The sequence below is a fragment of the Legionella busanensis genome, assembly GCF_900461525.1.
In the GTDB taxonomy this organism is placed as follows: Bacteria; Pseudomonadota; Gammaproteobacteria; order Legionellales; family Legionellaceae; genus Legionella_C; species Legionella_C busanensis.
Genome location: NZ_UGOD01000001.1, coordinates 3,288,296 through 3,306,974 on the forward strand (window position 1 = coordinate 3,288,296; position 18,679 = coordinate 3,306,974).

Consider the following 18,679-nt stretch of genomic DNA (forward strand, 5'->3'; position numbering starts at 1 on the left):
ATATTACGCTGCTAGCTCTTTTGCCTACTCATTTAGCTTTGTCTAAAATTAGAGGGCGGCGCTATATATTAACAAAGTTATCCACAGAGCTAATAATTAGACCGAATTTGTTTTTTACAAATTAATAATTAAATACAATGACTTAAACTAGAAAATAACTTTATTGAAATTTTACTCAAAATTTAATCACATAGTTATCCACAGCTAATCCTCAATACTTTTAGGCAAAAGTTACTCAGGATTTAAGTAAGTGCGCCGATCATGCATAGTTTCAATACTATTAATGACAGTTTGCCGGCTAATTTCATGTATTAAAGGAATAGAAGATAGAGGCATATTTTCATAAATGGCGTACGCAATAAAGAAACTATCTTGCCAGGTCTTTTCATTTTTACGAGATTTAGCTTTAAGCCATATAGTAATCCATAAAAAATGAAAAAGCCATTTCTCTCGATTTAACTCCATTTCCTGCTCTATAACGGCTTTAATAGCATCTTCAATCACGCAAAGTTTTACACCATCTACAAAGCTACTGCAACGGTTTACTAACTTATCAACATTAGCATTTTCAATATACCAAGATTCTGTAAAAGACTTGGTTTTAAGCCAATTTTTTGAGCGTTTAAATGAAGCCTGCATTTTATCTGGGGTAAAAGGAGAAATTTTTACACTTAATTCTTCTATTAATCCTGTTACGTCTAGTATACGAGGATAAAAGTTTATATTTAAAAGCTCTTGAATTTCTAATAAATGCAGATCCGGCATACCACCTTGTTCAATTGTTAGCGCTAGAAAGTGCTCTGTTATTATTTGCAAATAAGTCAGATCTACTTCTCTTAAAGTAATATTGTCATCAAATGTTTCATCATAATACTTTTTGATATCTTGTATTTTAATGGGTGGCGTTAACCAGGCATCTTTAATCCCTAAACCATGCTTGAGCAATAAGCCACAAAGTCGATTTTTCCTACCTTCCTTAATATGTATAAATAGACCTTGGGCACCACTGCCATCGACCTCACTGGCCTTAATTTTAATAATGGGAACACCTTTATTTGTGTTAAAAAGAACACCTTGCTTCCGTTGTTCCTTAATCCAGCGGTTAAACTGCTCATGATAAAGTGTTGAGTACCAATTTTTAATTGCTTGTAAGCGAGATAATGAAACTGAACTTAGAATAATCCTTGGCATTAAGTGTTCAAATGTTGCAATTACTATTTCTCTTACAGCAGGTTTAGGATGTAACAAAGTAAGAAGGGCAATTTCGTGGCCTTCTTCAATGCTATAAAGATCAATGACTAAATCAACAAAAAAATCAGCAGGCATAGCATGGCTTTGCGCAAAGAAATTTTCTGCAATATCAAAAGCAGAAAAATTAGAAAGCTCCTCTATCATATCCTTAATAGCGTCGAGATGATTTACTTCATCACTAACCTCATTGCTCTCATCATCTCCTTCAGCCAAAGTTAAATAAGCCTCCCGTAATTTGGGGGAAAGCTCTAAATGCACATCATAAAAAGCATTTAAAATAGGCAACCAAAATCCTAGCGAATGTTTACTCGTTAATATTGCGTCAGCCATGTGATCCATTAATTGATTTAATGTTTTCATTGCTAACTTATTTCCTGTCTCTTGAGCTGATTGTAATTGAGCAACACAAATATCAATAGCAAAGATACAAGCAGAATAATAAGGATTTTCCTCAGTGCTATTTTCTTCCTTTAAGGAAGCTATTAAATCAATAAGCTGCAGAGCTAAAACAGGTTCGTAAAGAAAAGGAGTAAAATTCTGAGGTTCAGGGTCAGAGTTATCTTCGATCAGATTAGCCATCTCAGCAATCCAATTCTTTAAGCTTTCAAAATGAGTGCTCATGTATGCTTAGGTACCTCTCTAGGTTTGCCATGTTCATCAATTGCAACAAAAACAAATGTACCTTCTGTAACGCGAAACTTACCAAAACCTGTAGCGGGCTCAGCCCATACTTCAACATCTATTGTCATAGAAGACTTTCCTAGCTTAACTAGCTCAGCATAACAACTAACTATATCACCTACTCGCACAGGTTTAAGGAAAGTCATAGAATTAATTGCTACCGTTGCCGCTCGTCCCTGCGATAACTTTTTAGCCAAAACACCCGCAGCTAAGTCCATCTGCGAAACTAACCAGCCGCCAAAAATATCACCATTTGCATTAGTATCAGCTGGCATTGCAAGAGTTTGGATAGTAACCTCACCTCTAGGGACTTGAATCATTATGAACCACGCTTTAATTTTGCTAAAGCATCTGCCATCGCAGTATTAAATATTCCTTTTTTACTAGTCGAAACAACCCCTTTTTTATGTTGATCTGCTTTCTTAACTATCGTTTTCTTCTTTATAGGTAAGGCTTTTTCTCCTTTTTCCCTTTGCTCAGGACTTACCGTTTTCTTAGCAGGCACTGAAGCTTTATCTTCCTCAAGCCTCATACTTAAACCAATTCGTCGCCTTTCTTTGTCTATTTCAATAACCTTCACTTTAATTATATCACCTGCCTTAACAACAGCATGTGGGTTAGTAACAAATTTATTAGTCATTGCTGATATATGTACAAGCCCATCTTGATGTACACCAATATCGACAAACGCACCAAAATTAGTAACATTGCTAACTACACCCTCAAGGATCATCCCTTCTTTAAGATGATTAATGTCTTCTACACCCTCTTTAAAACTAGCCGTTTTAAATTTTGGCCTTGGATCGCGCCCTGGCTTTTCAAGTTCCTTTAAAACATCCTTTATAGTTGGTAAACCAAAGTGCTCATTAACATAATCTTTAGCATTAACGCTTTGCAAAAGATTATAATTGCCAATCACTTCATTAAGTGAAACGCGTTGAGTAGTTAATATTTTCTCTACTAAAGGATAAGCTTCAGGATGTACTGCTGAAGCATCTAAGGGGTTTTCACCATTGATAATACGAAGAAACCCAGCACATTGTTGAAAGGTTTTATCACCCATTCGAGGTATTTTTTTTAATTGCTCTCGATTAATAAACTTGCCATATTCATCACGATACTGAACTAAATTTTTAGCTAAAGATTCATTAAGCCCAGAAACACGCGTTAATAAAGCTACGGAGGCAGTATTGACATCCACACCAACTAAATTGACACAATCTTCTACAACACCATCTAAACTACGAGCTAGACGGCTTTGATTGACGTCATGTTGATATTGTCCTACACCAATTGCTTTTGGCTCAATCTTTACTAGCTCAGCCAATGGATCTTGGAGACGTCGTGCAATCGAAACAGCACCTCTTATACTTACATCTAAATCAGGAAATTCTGCAGCAGCTAACTCAGAAGCAGAGTAAACAGAAGCGCCTGCTTCGCTAACCATAACCTTAGTTAATTTAAGATCTGGGTACATTTTAATCATATCATTGACTAAGCGTTCTGTTTCCCTTGAGCCCGTCCCATTACCAATACTGATTAAACTAATATGATATTTAGCAGCAAGTTTAGCTAATTCACCAATAGCTTGATGCCACTCATTATGAGGCGCAAAAGGAAACACAGTCGTATAATCTATAACTTTTCCAGTCACATCGACTACGACAACTTTAATACCTGTTCGAATACCTGGATCTAATCCAATTGTTGCTTGAGAGCCTGCAGGCGCTGCTAATAATAAATTACGTAGGTTACGAGCAAATACTTGAATAGCTTCTTCATCAGCAAGCTCACGTAAACGAGCAAGTAATTCGAGTTCTAACTTAGTAAATAGTTTGATTTTCCAAGTCATTTCTATAGTTTCTAATAACCATTTATCTGCTGCGTTGCCCTGATTCGTAATATTAAAAAAAGTAGCAATACGCTGTTGACCATAATCCTGATTATTAGAGAGCTCTAATCTAAATTGTAAAATACCTTCACGACGTCCCCGAAATAAAGCTAAAGCGCGGTGGGAAGGTATCTTTTTAATAGGTTCAGCGTAATCAAAATAGTCACTAAACTTAGCAGCATTGTTAGCTTTTTTCTCATCCCCTATAGCAGTGGATTTAAGCGCAATATGATTCCACAAATATTCACGTAGCTCTGTGATAAGCTCAGGCTCTTCTGCAAAACGTTCCATTAAAATCTGCCGAGCGCCTTCTAAAGCGTCTTCAGCTGTGAGAATACCAAGCTCATTGTTAATGTATTGTTGTGCTTTTTGTAAGGGCTCTTGTGTTGGCTCTTGCAACAAACTATCAGCTAATGGCTTTAAACCGGCCTCTTTAGCCACCTGTGCTTTAGTACGACGTTTTGGGCGATAAGGCAAATAAAGGTCTTCTAGACGCGTTTTAGTCGCTGCCGCCAAGATCAACTGCTCAAGCTCAGGTGTTAATTTATCTTGCTCACGAATTGATTGTAAAATAACATTACGACGTTCATCCAATTCACGAATATAGTGTAAGCGTTCAGCTAGTTTTCTTAATTGGGTATCGTTAAGGCCGTCTGTTGCTTCTTTTCGGTAACGTGCAATAAAGGGCACTGTCGCACCTTCATCAAGTAAACGAATAGCCGCCTCTACTTGTGCGATCTGAACTTTGAGTTCCTGCGCTATAATCTCTGCAGCCGATATCATTTCTTGAGCCATTCACATCCTCGCAAAACATTAATTAAAACCTTGCTATTATACACTCATTACCATTGGTTTTGCGAACTTTAGCAACAGCATTTTTGATGCTTTAAATGGTTAGAGTATATTAAATGAATTAATCTCTATATGATTGTCTAATTTAGATTAATTAATAATGAGAATAGATATGTCTATTTCAAACTCAAATCCATTTTGTTGGCATGAACTAATAACGCCACACCTAGACCAAGCCAAGGATTTTTATACTAAATTATTAGGGTGGCAATTTATAGAACATACTATTAATAATTCAATCTATACTATGATTATTATAAACGATAAGGAGTTTGGTGGTATTAAACAAATGACCTTGGATAGTGCGAGCGACAGCCGGGCCCAATGGCTAAGCTATCTCTCTGTTAATAATCTTAATTCTATTTTAGACCAAGCAAAAAAATTAGGTGCAATTATTAAAACACCTATGACAGCGATAGGAAATTATGGACACTTTGCAGTAATTACAGATCCCACAGGCGCCACTGTAGCTCTTTGGGAGCCACAATCTAAATGCGCTATGGAAACTCAATAAGATAACTCTAAATTTTAAACTATCTACTGCTTAAACAGATATAAAGAATTATTCAACGGTAACTGATTTTGCTAAATTACGTGGCTGATCAACATCTGTACCCTTGGCTACTGCTACATGATAAGCAAGTAACTGTAGTGGAATAGTGTAAATAATTGGTGCAATCCAATGTCCGCATGTCGGTACTGGAATTAATTGTGCTCCATTAGGCTGCCATGCTTGTGAGTCATCCACAAAAACAATTAACTGGCCACCACGAGCGCTAACCTCATGTAAATTTGATTTTAATTTATCTAATAGCTCATCATTAGGCGCTATGGCAATAACTGGCATTGCATCATCAACTAAAGCAAGAGGTCCATGCTTTAATTCTCCGGCTGGATAAGCTTCGGCATGAATATAAGAAATTTCCTTAAGCTTTAATGCGCCTTCCAAAGCAACAGGGTATTGAACGCCTCGACCTAGAAAAAGTGCATGTGATTTAGTTACAAATAATTGTGATAAAGATTCAATACGCTTATCCATTTGTAAAACACGCTCGCAGCAAGCTGGTAATTCTTTAAGTTGATTTAATAGTTCTGTGGCACGTTCATCATTACATAATGCCGTAGCTAACATTAAAAAAGCAGCTAATTGAGTAGTAAATGCTTTAGTTGAAGCAACACCAATTTCAATACCTGCTCGAGTTAAAAAGACACAATCTGCTTCGCGAACCAGAGTACTTGTTGAAACATTGCAAATAGCTAATGTGGCTAGATAGTTTAAAGACTTGGCTTTATGGAGAGCTGCCAATGTATCAGCAGTCTCGCCAGACTGAGAAACAGCGATAAAAAGTGTACCTCTATTAACTACTACATCGCGATAGCGATATTCACTTGCTATTTCCACTTGAGCAGAAATACCAGCTAAAGATTCCAACCAATAGCGAGCAACAAGTCCCGCGTGATAACTCGTTCCACAAGCTATAATATGAATTTGTTTAATATCTTTAAAGAACTTAGCAGCCTCAACACCAAAGCTCGCTCTTACAATCTCTTGTGAAGCGATACGGCCCTCAAGGGTATCTGCTAAGACTTTACTTTGCTCATAGATTTCTTTCAACATAAAATGACGATATTTGCCTTTATTTATAATTTGACTATCGCCATTAAATGCATGTGCCTGTCGATTTACTGACTGACCATTATTATCATAAATATCAATTTTACCATCATGTAAATGAGCACTATCACCTTCTTCAAGATAGGTTACTTTCTCAGCGAACGAACCTAAAGCAAGAGCATCAGAAGCTATAAATTGTTCATTAATACCTGAACCAAGTACAAGTGGACTGCCCTTTCTAATAGCCACCAATTCATTTGGACATTGCTCATGAATGACACCTAAAGCAAATGCGCCATGCATTAATTTTGCGGATTCTTGTACAGCACGTAATAAGTTTTCATATTGTTGATAATGGTAATGAACTAAATGAGCTGCTACCTCAGTATCTGTTTCTGAAGAAAATTCATAGCCAGCCTTTTCTAACTGCGCACGTAAAGCATCATGATTTTCAATAATTCCATTATGAACAACTGCTATTTGTCCATTAGAAAGATGAGGATGAGCATTTTCCTCACAAGGTTTTCCATGAGTTGCCCAACGTGTATGAGCAATACCTAAATTGCCACTAACAGCGGTTTCTTTCATAGCATCGGCTAAAGCTTGTACTTTACCCTGAATACGGACCCGTTTTAAATGACCTGTATTATCGATAACTGCGATACCTGCAGAATCATAACCTCGATATTCAAGACGCCTAAGCCCTGCTAATAAAATCTGACTAATATCGCGTTGAGATACTGCGCCTATAATTCCGCACATATCGCATCACTCCTTAATTTAATTTCCAGTATTGGCATACTGCTTAAATTAGAAACCGTGCAGTATGCCATAACAAATAGCCTTATTTAAATATTAGCTTTTTATAAGGTACGCACAATTCGCTTTATAGCCATGCGCTTTCATTAATAAACAAATTTCATCAGCTAAAAATAAATGTGCTTTAGTTGTTGGGTGAATCTCATCCCAAAAGAGGTAATCATCAGGATTACTACAAACATGATAATTTTTCTCATTAGGCGAAAAACTTTTATCTTGATACTGGAGCGCTTCGGCATATTCAAGCACGAAGTTGCCCTTAAACGGCGAATCTTTTAATGCCTTATACATAGGGAATTTAACATCTATACAAGCATCCGTTACATTTTTAAACCCAAAAAGTGCAGGATTTTCGATCGCTTTAAATAAAATAGGCTGAATATCGATAAAGAGAAAATCAGCATCAGGGAAAGTACTTTGCCATTCAGTTACTTTATGCGCTAAACGTTCATTATGAGTTTGACTCACAAAATTTAACAATTCACTATCCGCTGTATTGTTATATTTAGGGGCAACACCTACTGAAGGCACGCCTAAAATAACAAAACGTTTGGCACCAGCTTTAACTAATTTTTGTAATGAATAGTCTAAGCTTGCAATAACATTATCTATATAAGCACTTAATTTAGTAGGCTCATAATTATCTTCGAATCTAAACGTGTTTAAATAATCATTACCACCAATGAAAACAAAATAAACCGGTTCATCACTTAAATTCTTATTAATTAATAACTGAGCTTGAATATTTAACCCTAAGCTGGGAGGAATTAACTTACCAACGATTAAGTTTTTTACTGTTAACAATGGATGACGTATTAGATTCCATACCGTTAATTGATGATCATAGGTAACAGTCCAACTACCTCCAAATGCGTTATTAACAAAATAGCGTTTATCTTCTCTATCTATATAAAGCATTGGTGCTAAATACTCAGCCCACACCCGACCATTAGAAAAATGGTCTTGCCAGTAAGGTTCGCCAGGTAAAATTGGTGCTTTTTTAACCTTGGAAATAAGGGATGCAAGCATAGGCCCAACCCCTGTATCAAAAAAATCAGTTACTATATCTATGCCTGTATCGAGCAGGATTTGAGGAATATAATATTCGTCTGCAAATTCAGTCATTTTATTAATAACAAAAACTTTTACAGGATAAACAAGGTAAGCGGGACTTTCTTCTTGTCGTAAGCTTTTTAAAAGATGCGTAGTATTACCGGTATCAGATAGACTATCGCCAAAAATTACCATCGATTTAACAGGCACTTCTGCTTTTACCATAATAGGTAAAAAGAATGATAGTATAAATAAGATCCTGCACAACTTTGTGCAATATGACATAGTCCCCTCCTTAGGTTAAAAATTCCTTTTATATCTTTACTGCTTAAAATTCAATCATTTGGTATAACAATTTTACATAATTGTCATTAATTTGAAAATAGAGATACTTTTAGATTAAAGACTGATGTCTATTTATTGTCAATCTGTTTATCATGTAACTCTTTATTTTTGTCTATTATAATTAAAATTTGTAATAACTTAGTCAATGTTTTATTTATTTAATTTCAAGCACTAATTCTTCTTTTCAATTAATAATTATTTTTCTTTAATAACCTTGATCGATCCCGTTGCCAATCTCGCGCTTTGATAGTATCGCGTTTATCATGTGTTTTTTTACCTCTTGCTAAAGCTAATTTCATCTTTACACGGTTTTTGCGCCAATATAATGATAAAGGAATTAAGGTATAGCCTTGCCTTTCTACACTACCAATTAATTTATTTAATTCTTGCTTGTTTAATAAAAGTTTACGTGTCCTTATAGGATCAGGATATAAATGCTTTGCAGCAGTAGGTAAAGGCTGAATTTGAGCACCTAACAAAAATGCTTCATTGTGCTTAATAATGACATGTGCATCAGATAAATTTATCTTACCAGCACGTAAACTTTTTACTTCCCAACCCTCAAGCACTAAACCTGCTTCATATTCATCTTCAATAAAATAATCAAAACGAGCTTTCTTATTTAGAGCTATAGAAGCATCGTGATTTTTACTACTCATTAATCGCCTAACAATAAAATACTAAAAGTTAGAGTATAACATCGGCTAGGAAAATTAATGAAGCTATAAAATAATATTCTAAATGAAAAATCATTAAACAAAACACGGGTAAAATCTTACTAATTTCGATTTATTAATTTGTAGGCTAACTATAACTTTGGTAATAATGCATCACTCTCTTGGTGTAGCGCTGAATTTGCGCACAAAATGTGATTAGACGGTTATTTAGTACTCAAGATTGATCACTTACTAAATTTGTTTGTTGAATTGTATTTATAAAGATAAAATAAAAAGTGTATTTAAATTTAGGAGAAGTCATGAAAATTGGTGAAAAAGTACCCGATTTTCAATTTGCAGCAACAAACGGTATTAACGCCAATTTAGCGGATTACCAAGGTAGTTGGGTAATACTTTATTTTTATCCGAAAGATGCAACACCAGGCTGTACAACTGAAGGGCAAAATTTTCGTGATTTATATATAAATTTTCAAGCATTAAATGCTTTAGTATTTGGTGTTTCTCGTGACAGCATGAAGTCCCATGAAAAATTTAAATTAAACCAATCTTTTCCTTTTGAACTTATTAGTGATACTGATGAGAAATTATGTGCCTTATTTGACGTTATTAAAATGAAAAATATGTATGGCAAACAAGTAAGGGGAATAGAACGTAGTACTTTTCTGATTAACCCGCAAGGTATTTTAACTTATGAATGGCGAAAGGTTAATGTACCTGATCATGTTGATGAAATATTAGTTACGTTAAAACAGTTACAGAAAGAATTTAATTAAGAGCTAACAATGTTATAAAAAGAGACCTTGACGGCGACTAGTCAGGTTACACAATGAATACTTTGGCTGATGGAGTGGGTTATGGATAACAAAGGATATAAAAATAAGCTTTTTGTGCTCGATACAAACATAATGATGAGTGATCCAACAGCAATTTATCGTTTTGATGAGCATGATATCTATTTACCCATGGTTGTTTTAGAAGAATTAGACAGCCATAAAACAGGACTTTCCGACGTAGCTCGTAACGTTCGACAAACAAACCGAATGTTAGTTGAGTTGATGAGTGGTGCAACTCACAAGCAAATTGTTGAAGGTCTTTCTATTCCCAGCTTCCTACATCATGACAGTAATAAAACAACTGGGCGGTTGTTTTTCCAAACAGACGATTTTGAGCAAATAGGCTCAAGTACATTGCCCGGCCATAAACCTGATAATACATTATTAGCTACGGCACTTGGCTTACAAAAAAAATACCCGGAACGGCAAATTATTATTATTTCTAAGGATATTAATTTACGAATTAAAGCAGGTATTTTAGGCATCAAAGCGGAAGATTATTACAATGATCAAGTGCTTGATGATGTTAGTCTCCTGCATAGTGGTTTACATTTCTTGGAAAATAATTTTTGGGATACGCATGTTAAGGATATGAACGCTTGGCAGGAAAGTGGTAAAAGTTTTTATAAAATTAGCGGCCCTATAACGCATCATTGGAATGCTAATGATTGTTTAAGTACTGAAGATAATCAATTTCAAGCTATTGTAAAAAAGGTTGAAGCAGAGCATGCAATCATTCAAGTTGCTCGCGATTATACGCAACCAAAACACACGGTTTGGGGCATTAACGCGCGTAATAGGGAACAGAATTTCTCCTTAAATTTATTACTCGATCCTGACATCGATTTTGTTACCCTGCAAGGTTCAGCTGGTACTGGAAAAACCCTACTTACAATTGCAGCTGGTTTAACTCAAGTTTTAGATCAAAATCGCTACGCCGAGATTATTATGACTCGGGTAACTATTCCAGTTGGCGAGGATATTGGCTTTCTGCCTGGGACGGAAGAAGAAAAAATGACGCCTTGGATGGGCGCTTTAATGGATAACCTGGAAGTACTACATAGCTCGCAAGAAGGGGGCAGCTTTGGACGTAATGCGACCCAAGATCTCTTACAAAATAAAATTAAAATTCGTTCTTTAAATTATATGCGGGGTCGAACTTTTTTAAATCGATTTATCATCATTGATGAAGCCCAAAACCTAACACCTAAACAAATTAAAACCTTGGTAACCCGTGCTGGCCCCGGTACTAAAGTTGTTTGCCTAGGTGATATTAAGCAAATTGATACGCCTTATTTAACTGAAACAACCTCAGGTCTAACGTTTGCCGTTGATCGATTTAAGCATTGGGAACATAGTGCACATATGACGCTGTTACGTGGCGAACGATCAAGACTTGCTTATTATGCAGCTGAGCATTTATAGTACGTCTTTTAAAAGAGGATAACCGATGAACAATCATGCCATCACCTTCGATGATGTATTATTAGTCCCTTCTTATAATCATCATGAATCGAGGCGAGTCGTTGATATTAGTATGACTGATCGCTTAAGTAAGCTTAGCTTACAACTGCCAGTCATTAGCTCCAATATGGATACTATTACTGAAAGTAAGATGGCTAATTTTATGCACAGTAAAGGCGGTATTGGTGCCTTACATCGCTTTTTAAGTATTGAAGATAACATTGCCGAATTTAAGCGGTGCACGGGCCCTGTATTTGTTTCTGTTGGTTGTAGTGAAGCTGAATTACAACGCGCTGAAGCATTAAGGGATGCAGGAGCTGATTACTTTTGTGTTGATGTTGCTCATGCCCATGCTAAATATGTAGGTAAAACATTAAAAAGTCTAAGGCAAGTATTAGGCTCTCGTTGTATTATGGCAGGTAATGTTGCAACTTATGCTGGCGCTGACTATCTAGCTTCTTGTGGCGCTGATATCATTAAAGCAGGTATTGGTGGCGGCTCGGTATGTAGTACTCGGATTAAAACTGGCTTTGGTATTCCCATGCTAACCTGTATACAAGATTGTGCACGCACCGATCGCTCAATTGTTGCTGATGGTGGTATTCGTACCTCAGGTGATATTGTTAAAGCGTTAGCGTTTGGCGCTGATTTTGTCATGATTGGTGGTATGCTTGCTGGCACCGAGCCAACGCCTGGTAATGTTATTACTAAAGAAAATGGAACAAAAGTTAAGCGCTACCGAGGCATGGCATCTCGCGAAGCACAAGAAGAATTTTTAGGTCAGATGCATGAATGGAAGACAGCAGAAGGAGTCGCTACTGAAGTAGTATATCGTAATAATCAAGAAGCTATTATTGCAGATATCATTGGAGGGCTACGTTCTGGGTTAACTTATGCTGGAGCAGATTCTATTTCAGAATTACAGCGTAAATTAAATTATGTGGTGGTAACACAAGCTGGTCGTTTGGAAAGTTTACCGCATAAGTTAATAGAAGCTTGACACAACAAGAAAAGAGCCCTAACTATGTTAGGGCTTTATCAAAGTACCATTGCTACTTCGGCTAGTTCAGAGGCGTCAACTCCTGCAGCAGCGTCTCCTCCTCCGCTTAAACCATCACTCTGTTTCATGAAGTCGTTATTAAAACTATCCATTGGATTACTACTTTTCTTAGACTCTTTTTTATCGGAAGACTCCTCTTTGTTTGAATCATCGTCTTGAAATAATGCCTTCATTGCCTCTTCCATAGTTGCTTGTACCGAATTGCAACTTAAAGGGCTTAGCATACCCATAGTATCTGCAGGAGATGGACTTGAAGCCATAATAATTACCTCTATTCACTTTATAAAATAATAAAATTTAAGCTTAATTAGCTGTATTGAGCTTGACTCAATTATTAACATCACTAAATAATTAAATAGTTTAATTAAATTAAATTTTACTGCAACTAAGTTAATTATAAACCATTTTGTTTTAATTTTTACACTTTTTTAGCAATTAAGGTGGCTTAATGAAGCATGAAGACTTGCGCTGTATTTATATGGGTAAGCAGCTATATACAGTCAACAGTGAAGATTTAGACATTATAGCACCTAAAAAATTAAACAATCGGAAGAGTCGTAGCGCACTCTTACTTTTGCATGGCTTTTCCTCTACACCTGGCGTTTACCGCTTTTTATTACCTCATATTAAAGATTTTTACGATAGTTTAATTATACCTGCTTTGCCGGGCCATGTAGAAAGTATTCAAGCGTTTAGTCAAATAAAAGACAGCGAATTACTGCAGTTTGCTGAGCAAACATGCGCTTCTTTGGTAGAGAAGTATCAATATGTAGATGTCTTAGGATTATCATTAGGCGGACTTATTGGTTGCCACTTAAGTAATAAATTTGACTTACGCCACTTATATCTACTGGCGCCAGCTTTGGATTTAACCCTAAATATCACAAAAACAATGTGGTTAATTCAATTTTTGCAAGCCCTGGGTTTTCGTAATATACGCAGTGCAGCAGGAAATATCTACCTATCTTTGGCACAAGAAAAAGTTTATCAGCAGATGACTGTTAAGAGGGGCTTTAATTTAGATGAGTTTAAAGGCGGCGAAATTGCTTATCGCCAAATTCCTCTAGCAGCTAGCCTTACTATATTAACGCTTATTAAAGAGTTTCAATTTATCATACCCAAATGCCCTACTGATTTATTTTTAGGAGCCCACGATAAAGTAGTTAATAGTCAGCAAGTTGCTAAGCGTTTTGCAAATCAAGCTCATATTAAAACTCACTGGTTACCTAATTCGGCTCATGTTTTACCATTAGATAATGATATTGAAGTTATTATTCAATCTATTAAAACCAACTTCCAACCTTTGCAATCTAAAAAATAGTATGAAATAAAGGCTCATTTTTAGAGAGCTTTTAAATTATTGCTTATAATGAAATAAAGAAAGAATAGAATTCTTCTAAAACTACTAAAGTCTTTTTTGGATGAGAATTAATAGTAGTTTCCTAAGAATTCCAATGTTCGTATAGCTGAAGGAACAGTTTAATGAGCAATAAAAAAATAATTATTTTGGCTGATGAGAACTATTCTTTAGACGCCGATTTTACGCCGTCCCACTCAGTGGAATATATTCAAACATTAGATGATTTTTCTGCTAATGAATGTTTCTTATTGGCTCTTAAAGTTACTCAAACGACCTCATGGACTTTGCTTCAGCAGCTAAGAAAAATGCCAAATGCTCAACTTACTCCTCTCTTTTATATAGGCGAAATTGATGAACGGCTTTCATCTTTGTATGACGGCCCATTAGATGAAAAAGCCCTTGAAATAGCCGACCGAATAAATGAGCTTATTACTCAAATTTCAGCCGAGTATACGCATGCTATAACTTATTTAGAGCAATTAATTTTAAGTTATTTATTCACTCGTAAAGACTATTTATTAACAGGTTTTATTGACTATCATGTGCCCTCGGGCATTGAGTACCCTTTAGTACGTTTTTTAAATCCCAATAATGAAGAAAAAGATAGTTGGGCCTTTTTAGAAACAATGGCTGATGATGGCTTGTTACAACCTCAGTTAATAATTGGCGAAGTTCAATTATGTCCAACTTGCCAATCACCAGCCCTTTCCGGTGCGGAACTTATCCGTTGTACTGTGTGTAAGAGCAGCATATTAAAAGTGTCTCTTGATCCAAATAACAACAAATATTGTCCCTACTGCCAAACCAAATTTGAATCTCAAGCGGCAGCCAGTGAATCATTTGAATTAAAAAATGAGCTTCCCTTTTACAGGCCTTCTTTCGCAGAAAAAACAATCACCTGTTTAGATTGCAAGAGACAATTATCGCAAACAGAATTACTAACGAAGAAATGTTTTACTTACGTAATTACAAATGAGGGTAAAAAGTTTGTTAAAGGAATTTCTTTTAAAAGAACATACCTTATAAGTGACAAAGCGCCTATTCAATCTGTAACAGATACTAATAAAGAGCTCACTACTGTATACTCTGTCCAAGCCCTGCCCACTCGGGGTTGTTTTTCCGTAATACTTGATTTAACATCGAATTGGCAAGATAAATTGATTGCTCTGCGCAAGCTAAGCTACTATCAACTAACTCCTCTTTTTTATTTGGGCGAATTTATAACCTCACCAGAATTAATGCCACTCTTTGATGGCCCTTTTGATAATAATTCCATTCTTATTGCAAATGATATTAATGAACGTATTCAACGTTTGTATTTTAATGAAAATAATCAATTTATTGGCCAATATGAATGGTTTATATTAAGTTATTTATTCACGCGTCCTAAATTACGTTTATTACCTCAGTTAAATCATCAAGTAACACAAGCTTTTACTTATCCAGTACTTGATTTATTTGGGCAACCGCAAAAGGAAGATACGTGGGAATATTTACAAGACCTAGTCACAAGCGGATTTTTAAAACAAGGGGCCGCACATAGTGAAATACAAGCTTGCCCGAGCTGCCATGCAGGTCTTTTAAATTTTACAAGTAATTGTCCAAACTGCCATTCTGTCGATATTCAAGAACAACAATTTATTCATTGCTTTACTTGTGGCCATATTGGCCCTATTTCTGAGTTTATGTTACGCGAACAATTAAGATGTAGCCGCTGTCATACCAAATTAAGACACATTGGCATTGATTATGATAAACCCTTGGAAGACAAATTATGCTTAAATTGCAAGCATTCTTTTTTTGAATATGAAGTTAATGTAACTTGCCTTGTTTGTAAAAAGCAATCTATGCCACAAGATTTACTAACTAGAAAATTATATGAGTACAATCTTGATCGCTATGGTATTAATATTATCACTGGAGTTAGACAGAATTTATTTAAAGAATTGCCTCAAATTTTTAAATTTTTAGAATTCAATGCTTTTATGGCTATTGTTAAATGGAATATAAAAATGGCTAAACGATTTAATAACCTTTCTTTTAGTTTACTAGCTATTAATATTTTAAATACGGATGATTTAATGCTTGAACTTGGTTTATTAAAAATGGAAAAGCTTTTACGTGAATTTTTTGAGGGATTAAGAACAGTATTTCGCGAAATCGATCTTTGTACTAAAAATGAAAATCAGCTTATATTTTTTTTACCGATGACTGATGAGCATGCCAGTTCATTTATAATAAAAAAAATAAGAGATTTTACTGAAAAAAATTGGCGCAGACAGGAAGCAAAAATTGATATTAGCTTAAGCTATGTTTCATCGCACGAAATCATTAAATTAAATTTAAATGAAAACTCATTATTGGCCGAATTACATGGGTGGAAAACCTATGAACAGTGATATTTTTTATGAAATAGCTTATCATTTAACGTCTATTTTTAAAAATAATCAAAATCTTAGCTTTGCCCTTTTATTCTTTCCCTATGTTATTTTTATGGAAATTCCCTATAGTATTATTGTTATTCTATCAAGCGTAAGAAGCTGGTTAAAAAAATATAGCTTATATGCCTATACAAATAGTTATCCCTTAGTGACCGTCATTATCACCGCTTACAGTGAAAGCAAGGCTGAATTAAACATCACAATAAGATCGCTAATAGAACAAAATTATCCTGGCAAAATAGAAAGCATTATTATTTTCGATAGTTCAGGTACAAATAGAGCTAGTATTTTTTTTGCTGAAGAACTGGTAAAGGCTTATCAAGGTATTCGTAATCGTGAATTTAGGTTAGTAAAAAAATTAACTCGTGGTGGACACGCTAATTCAATGAACCTCGGCTTAAGGCTTGCAAAAGGAGCGGTGTTAATTATGCTTGATGCCGATACATCAATTGATAATCAAACTATTAGTAAAGCAGCTCGCCATTTTGCTGACCCCGATGTTGTAGCCGTTTCTGGCGCAATTCGCGTTCGAAATTTTAAAGATTCAATATTAACCAGATTACAAGCTATAGAATATATGCTTGGAATTCAACTCGGGCGCTTTGGTTTAAGTGAAGTCAATGCTGTGAATAACATTTCAAGTGCATTTGGCGTCTTTAGAACAAGTTTTTTAAAAGTGATGGGTGGTTGGTTAAATGGTACAGCAGAAGATTTAGATTTAACCTTGCGTATTCATGCGTATAGTGCACGTTATCCAAACTTAAAAATTGTGCATGAACCCTATGCCGTGGCTTGGACAGCCGCACCTACTTCCATGCGCAAGTTATTAAAACAACGTATGCGTTGGGATGGCGATTTGTATTACATCTATGTACGTAGACACTGGCGAAAATTTAATTCTCAATTTTTAGGACGCACAAAAAATATTTTCATGATTTGGTACAGCCTATATTTCCAGCTGACATTACCCTTCGTTATTATGTTATACACACTTTGGCTACTCATTACCTATAACCTTGGCTTTTTAATCGCCATACATGTATTAATCTATATCTACTATCTCATAGCAGATTATTTTTTATTTGCTTTATTTTTAATTCTTGTCTCAGAGCGGCCGAAAAGCGATGCTAAGATGTTAGGCTGGATATTAATTATGCCCATTTATCTACAAATAATGAGACTTGTTTCTGCTTCCTTTATTATTAATGAAATGTTATTTAAATCACATCGGACTTCAACTATGGCACCATGGTATATAATTAAAAAAACAAAATAAATAAACAGATTATATAATATGGGTATACTTTTAAGGATAGAAAATAAAAAACCCTTAATTCCTGCGCCACCGCCTGGCGCTCGTAAGTTAGCCAGATTGCGCTGGCTTTTGCTGGTTCTTCTTCTTTGTCTTCCTTTAGGCTACTTATCGGTTAGGTTAATTCAAGATTACATTTTTGTCCGATTTAGTGGCATTATTATTTATGACACTTTGTTAGTTAGAGCGCCTGATGAGGGTTATATTAAAAGCATGTCAGTTCATACTGGTGAGTCTGTTCGACCTGGCGATTTAATATTAGAAATTGATTCTCCAAAATTAAACAATAAATTAATGAATTTAATATATGAAAAAGAAAGAATTAGTAAACTCATTATTAATGTAAAAAAATTTAATCAAGATGAGTTAGTTAATTCCTTAAAGGTAGCCGAAAAGGATATGATTGATAGTCAAAAAACGTATGAAAAATTCAAGGAGTATTTTAAAGGCGGCAATTTAATTACGCTGCAATTAGAAGAAGCAAGAAAAAATTATACGGCAGCGCAGCAAAATTATGCCAGTATTAAACAAAAAATGTCAGAAATTGCGCTACATCAAAATACTTCATTAGAAGTCAATTATAATCGCCGTTTAGCTGAAGTTGAGAGCGATATAAAAGTACTTAAAACCCACCTTAAAAACTTTACTGTCCGAGCGCCACAACAAGGAACAGTTATGAGTATAGAAACGCATGTAGGCGAATATGTCCCTATAGGAAAAGATCTATTAACCATTGTAACAAATGATAACTTACAGATTAAAGCTTATATAGAGCCTAAATATAGCGCAGTAGCTACCCATGGTAGTAAAGTTACTATTCAACTGCCCAATAATGATAAAATACCAGGAATCATTATTAATGATCCCCGTTATGCGCAACAACTTCCTTCTTCTGAAACGAATCCACTTGCAACGCGGCAAAATAAATTAATTGCTATTATTGCACCTAGAAAGCCAATACCGAAAGAATATCAAGTCTATGGGATTCCTGTTCAAATAAACTTAGATTAATTTCTGAAGTAAAG

General features: G+C 35.3%; 15 protein-coding genes. 8 read left to right on the top strand and 7 right to left on the bottom strand.

Annotated features, from left to right (window positions below; all coding sequences use genetic code 11):
• Positions 1-231 precede the first annotated feature (231 nt).
• Genes DYH30_RS14570 through DYH30_RS14580 form a run of 3 tightly spaced genes read right to left on the bottom strand, consistent with a single transcriptional unit; the run spans position 232 to position 4,618 of the window.
• Complete coding sequence (locus DYH30_RS14570; protein WP_115332343.1) at positions 232-1,872, bottom strand: hypothetical protein; 1,641 nt, start codon at positions 1,870-1,872, stop codon at positions 232-234.
• On the bottom strand, positions 1,869-2,252 hold the full coding sequence (gene yciA / locus DYH30_RS14575) for an acyl-CoA thioester hydrolase YciA (protein ID WP_165482128.1): 384 nt from the start codon (positions 2,250-2,252) through the stop codon (positions 1,869-1,871). The genes DYH30_RS14570 and yciA overlap by 4 nt, the downstream gene beginning before the upstream one ends.
• Positions 2,252-4,618: a Tex family protein gene (locus DYH30_RS14580; RefSeq protein ID WP_115332344.1), complete on the bottom strand. Its 2,367-nt coding sequence runs from the start codon at positions 4,616-4,618 to the stop codon at positions 2,252-2,254. Before DYH30_RS14580 ends, yciA begins: the two co-directional genes overlap by 1 nt.
• Before the next feature lie 169 nt (positions 4,619-4,787).
• Here DYH30_RS14580 and DYH30_RS14585 point away from each other — a divergent pair, with 169 nt between their 5' ends.
• Positions 4,788-5,189 (top strand): VOC family protein, encoded by a 402-nt coding sequence (locus DYH30_RS14585; RefSeq protein ID WP_160116221.1) that lies wholly within the window; start codon positions 4,788-4,790, stop codon positions 5,187-5,189.
• A 48-nt stretch (positions 5,190-5,237) separates the two neighbouring features.
• Here DYH30_RS14585 and glmS read toward each other — a convergent pair whose 3' ends face one another.
• From glmS to smpB, 3 genes are all read right to left on the bottom strand, one after another.
• Entirely contained in the window at positions 5,238-7,052 is a 1,815-nt protein-coding gene (glmS, locus tag DYH30_RS14590; RefSeq protein WP_115332346.1) for a glutamine--fructose-6-phosphate transaminase (isomerizing), read from the bottom strand.
• Positions 7,053-7,145: 93 nt separating this feature from the next.
• Positions 7,146-8,447 (bottom strand): lysophospholipase/glycerophospholipid:cholesterol acyltransferase PlaC, encoded by a 1,302-nt coding sequence (gene plaC / locus DYH30_RS14595; protein WP_115332347.1) that lies wholly within the window; start codon positions 8,445-8,447, stop codon positions 7,146-7,148.
• Positions 8,448-8,695: 248 nt separating this feature from the next.
• Positions 8,696-9,166 carry an SsrA-binding protein SmpB gene (gene smpB, locus DYH30_RS14600; protein WP_115332348.1) on the bottom strand — a complete coding sequence of 157 codons (471 nt, stop codon included), beginning with the start codon at positions 9,164-9,166 and terminating at the stop codon, positions 8,696-8,698.
• A gap of 317 nt (positions 9,167-9,483) precedes the next feature.
• Between smpB and DYH30_RS14605 the strand changes: the two genes are divergently transcribed.
• The 3 genes from DYH30_RS14605 (at position 9,484) to DYH30_RS14615 (ending at position 12,481) form a co-directional block, all read left to right on the top strand.
• Complete coding sequence (locus tag DYH30_RS14605; protein WP_115332349.1) at positions 9,484-9,957, top strand: peroxiredoxin; 474 nt, start codon at positions 9,484-9,486, stop codon at positions 9,955-9,957.
• 81 nt (positions 9,958-10,038) lie between these two features.
• Positions 10,039-11,442, top strand: a complete 1,404-nt coding sequence (locus DYH30_RS14610) for a PhoH family protein (protein WP_115332350.1) — start codon at positions 10,039-10,041, stop codon at positions 11,440-11,442.
• Positions 11,443-11,467: 25 nt separating this feature from the next.
• A complete protein-coding gene (locus tag DYH30_RS14615; RefSeq protein WP_115332351.1) occupies positions 11,468-12,481 on the top strand; it encodes a guanosine monophosphate reductase in 1,014 nt (337 codons plus the stop codon).
• Between the two features lie 38 nt (positions 12,482-12,519).
• Here the strand turns inward: DYH30_RS14615 and DYH30_RS14620 are convergent, their stop codons facing one another.
• Positions 12,520-12,801: a hypothetical protein gene (locus tag DYH30_RS14620; protein ID WP_115332352.1), complete on the bottom strand. Its 282-nt coding sequence runs from the start codon at positions 12,799-12,801 to the stop codon at positions 12,520-12,522.
• A gap of 188 nt (positions 12,802-12,989) precedes the next feature.
• Between DYH30_RS14620 and DYH30_RS14625 the strand changes: the two genes are divergently transcribed.
• From DYH30_RS14625 to DYH30_RS14640, 4 genes are all read left to right on the top strand, one after another.
• The gene (locus DYH30_RS14625; RefSeq protein WP_115332353.1) at positions 12,990-13,862 is read left to right on the top strand and encodes an alpha/beta hydrolase; all 873 of its coding nucleotides are present in this window, start codon (positions 12,990-12,992) and stop codon (positions 13,860-13,862) included.
• 161 nt (positions 13,863-14,023) lie between these two features.
• On the top strand, positions 14,024-16,300 hold the full coding sequence (locus tag DYH30_RS14630) for a TackOD1 domain-containing metal-binding protein (RefSeq protein WP_115332354.1): 2,277 nt from the start codon (positions 14,024-14,026) through the stop codon (positions 16,298-16,300).
• Positions 16,290-17,618 carry a glycosyltransferase family 2 protein gene (locus DYH30_RS14635; RefSeq protein WP_115332355.1) on the top strand — a complete coding sequence of 443 codons (1,329 nt, stop codon included), beginning with the start codon at positions 16,290-16,292 and terminating at the stop codon, positions 17,616-17,618. The genes DYH30_RS14630 and DYH30_RS14635 overlap by 11 nt, the downstream gene beginning before the upstream one ends.
• 18 nt (positions 17,619-17,636) lie before the next feature.
• On the top strand, positions 17,637-18,665 hold the full coding sequence (locus DYH30_RS14640; protein ID WP_115332356.1) for an HlyD family secretion protein: 1,029 nt from the start codon (positions 17,637-17,639) through the stop codon (positions 18,663-18,665).
• The last annotated feature ends 14 nt before the right edge of the window (positions 18,666-18,679 follow it).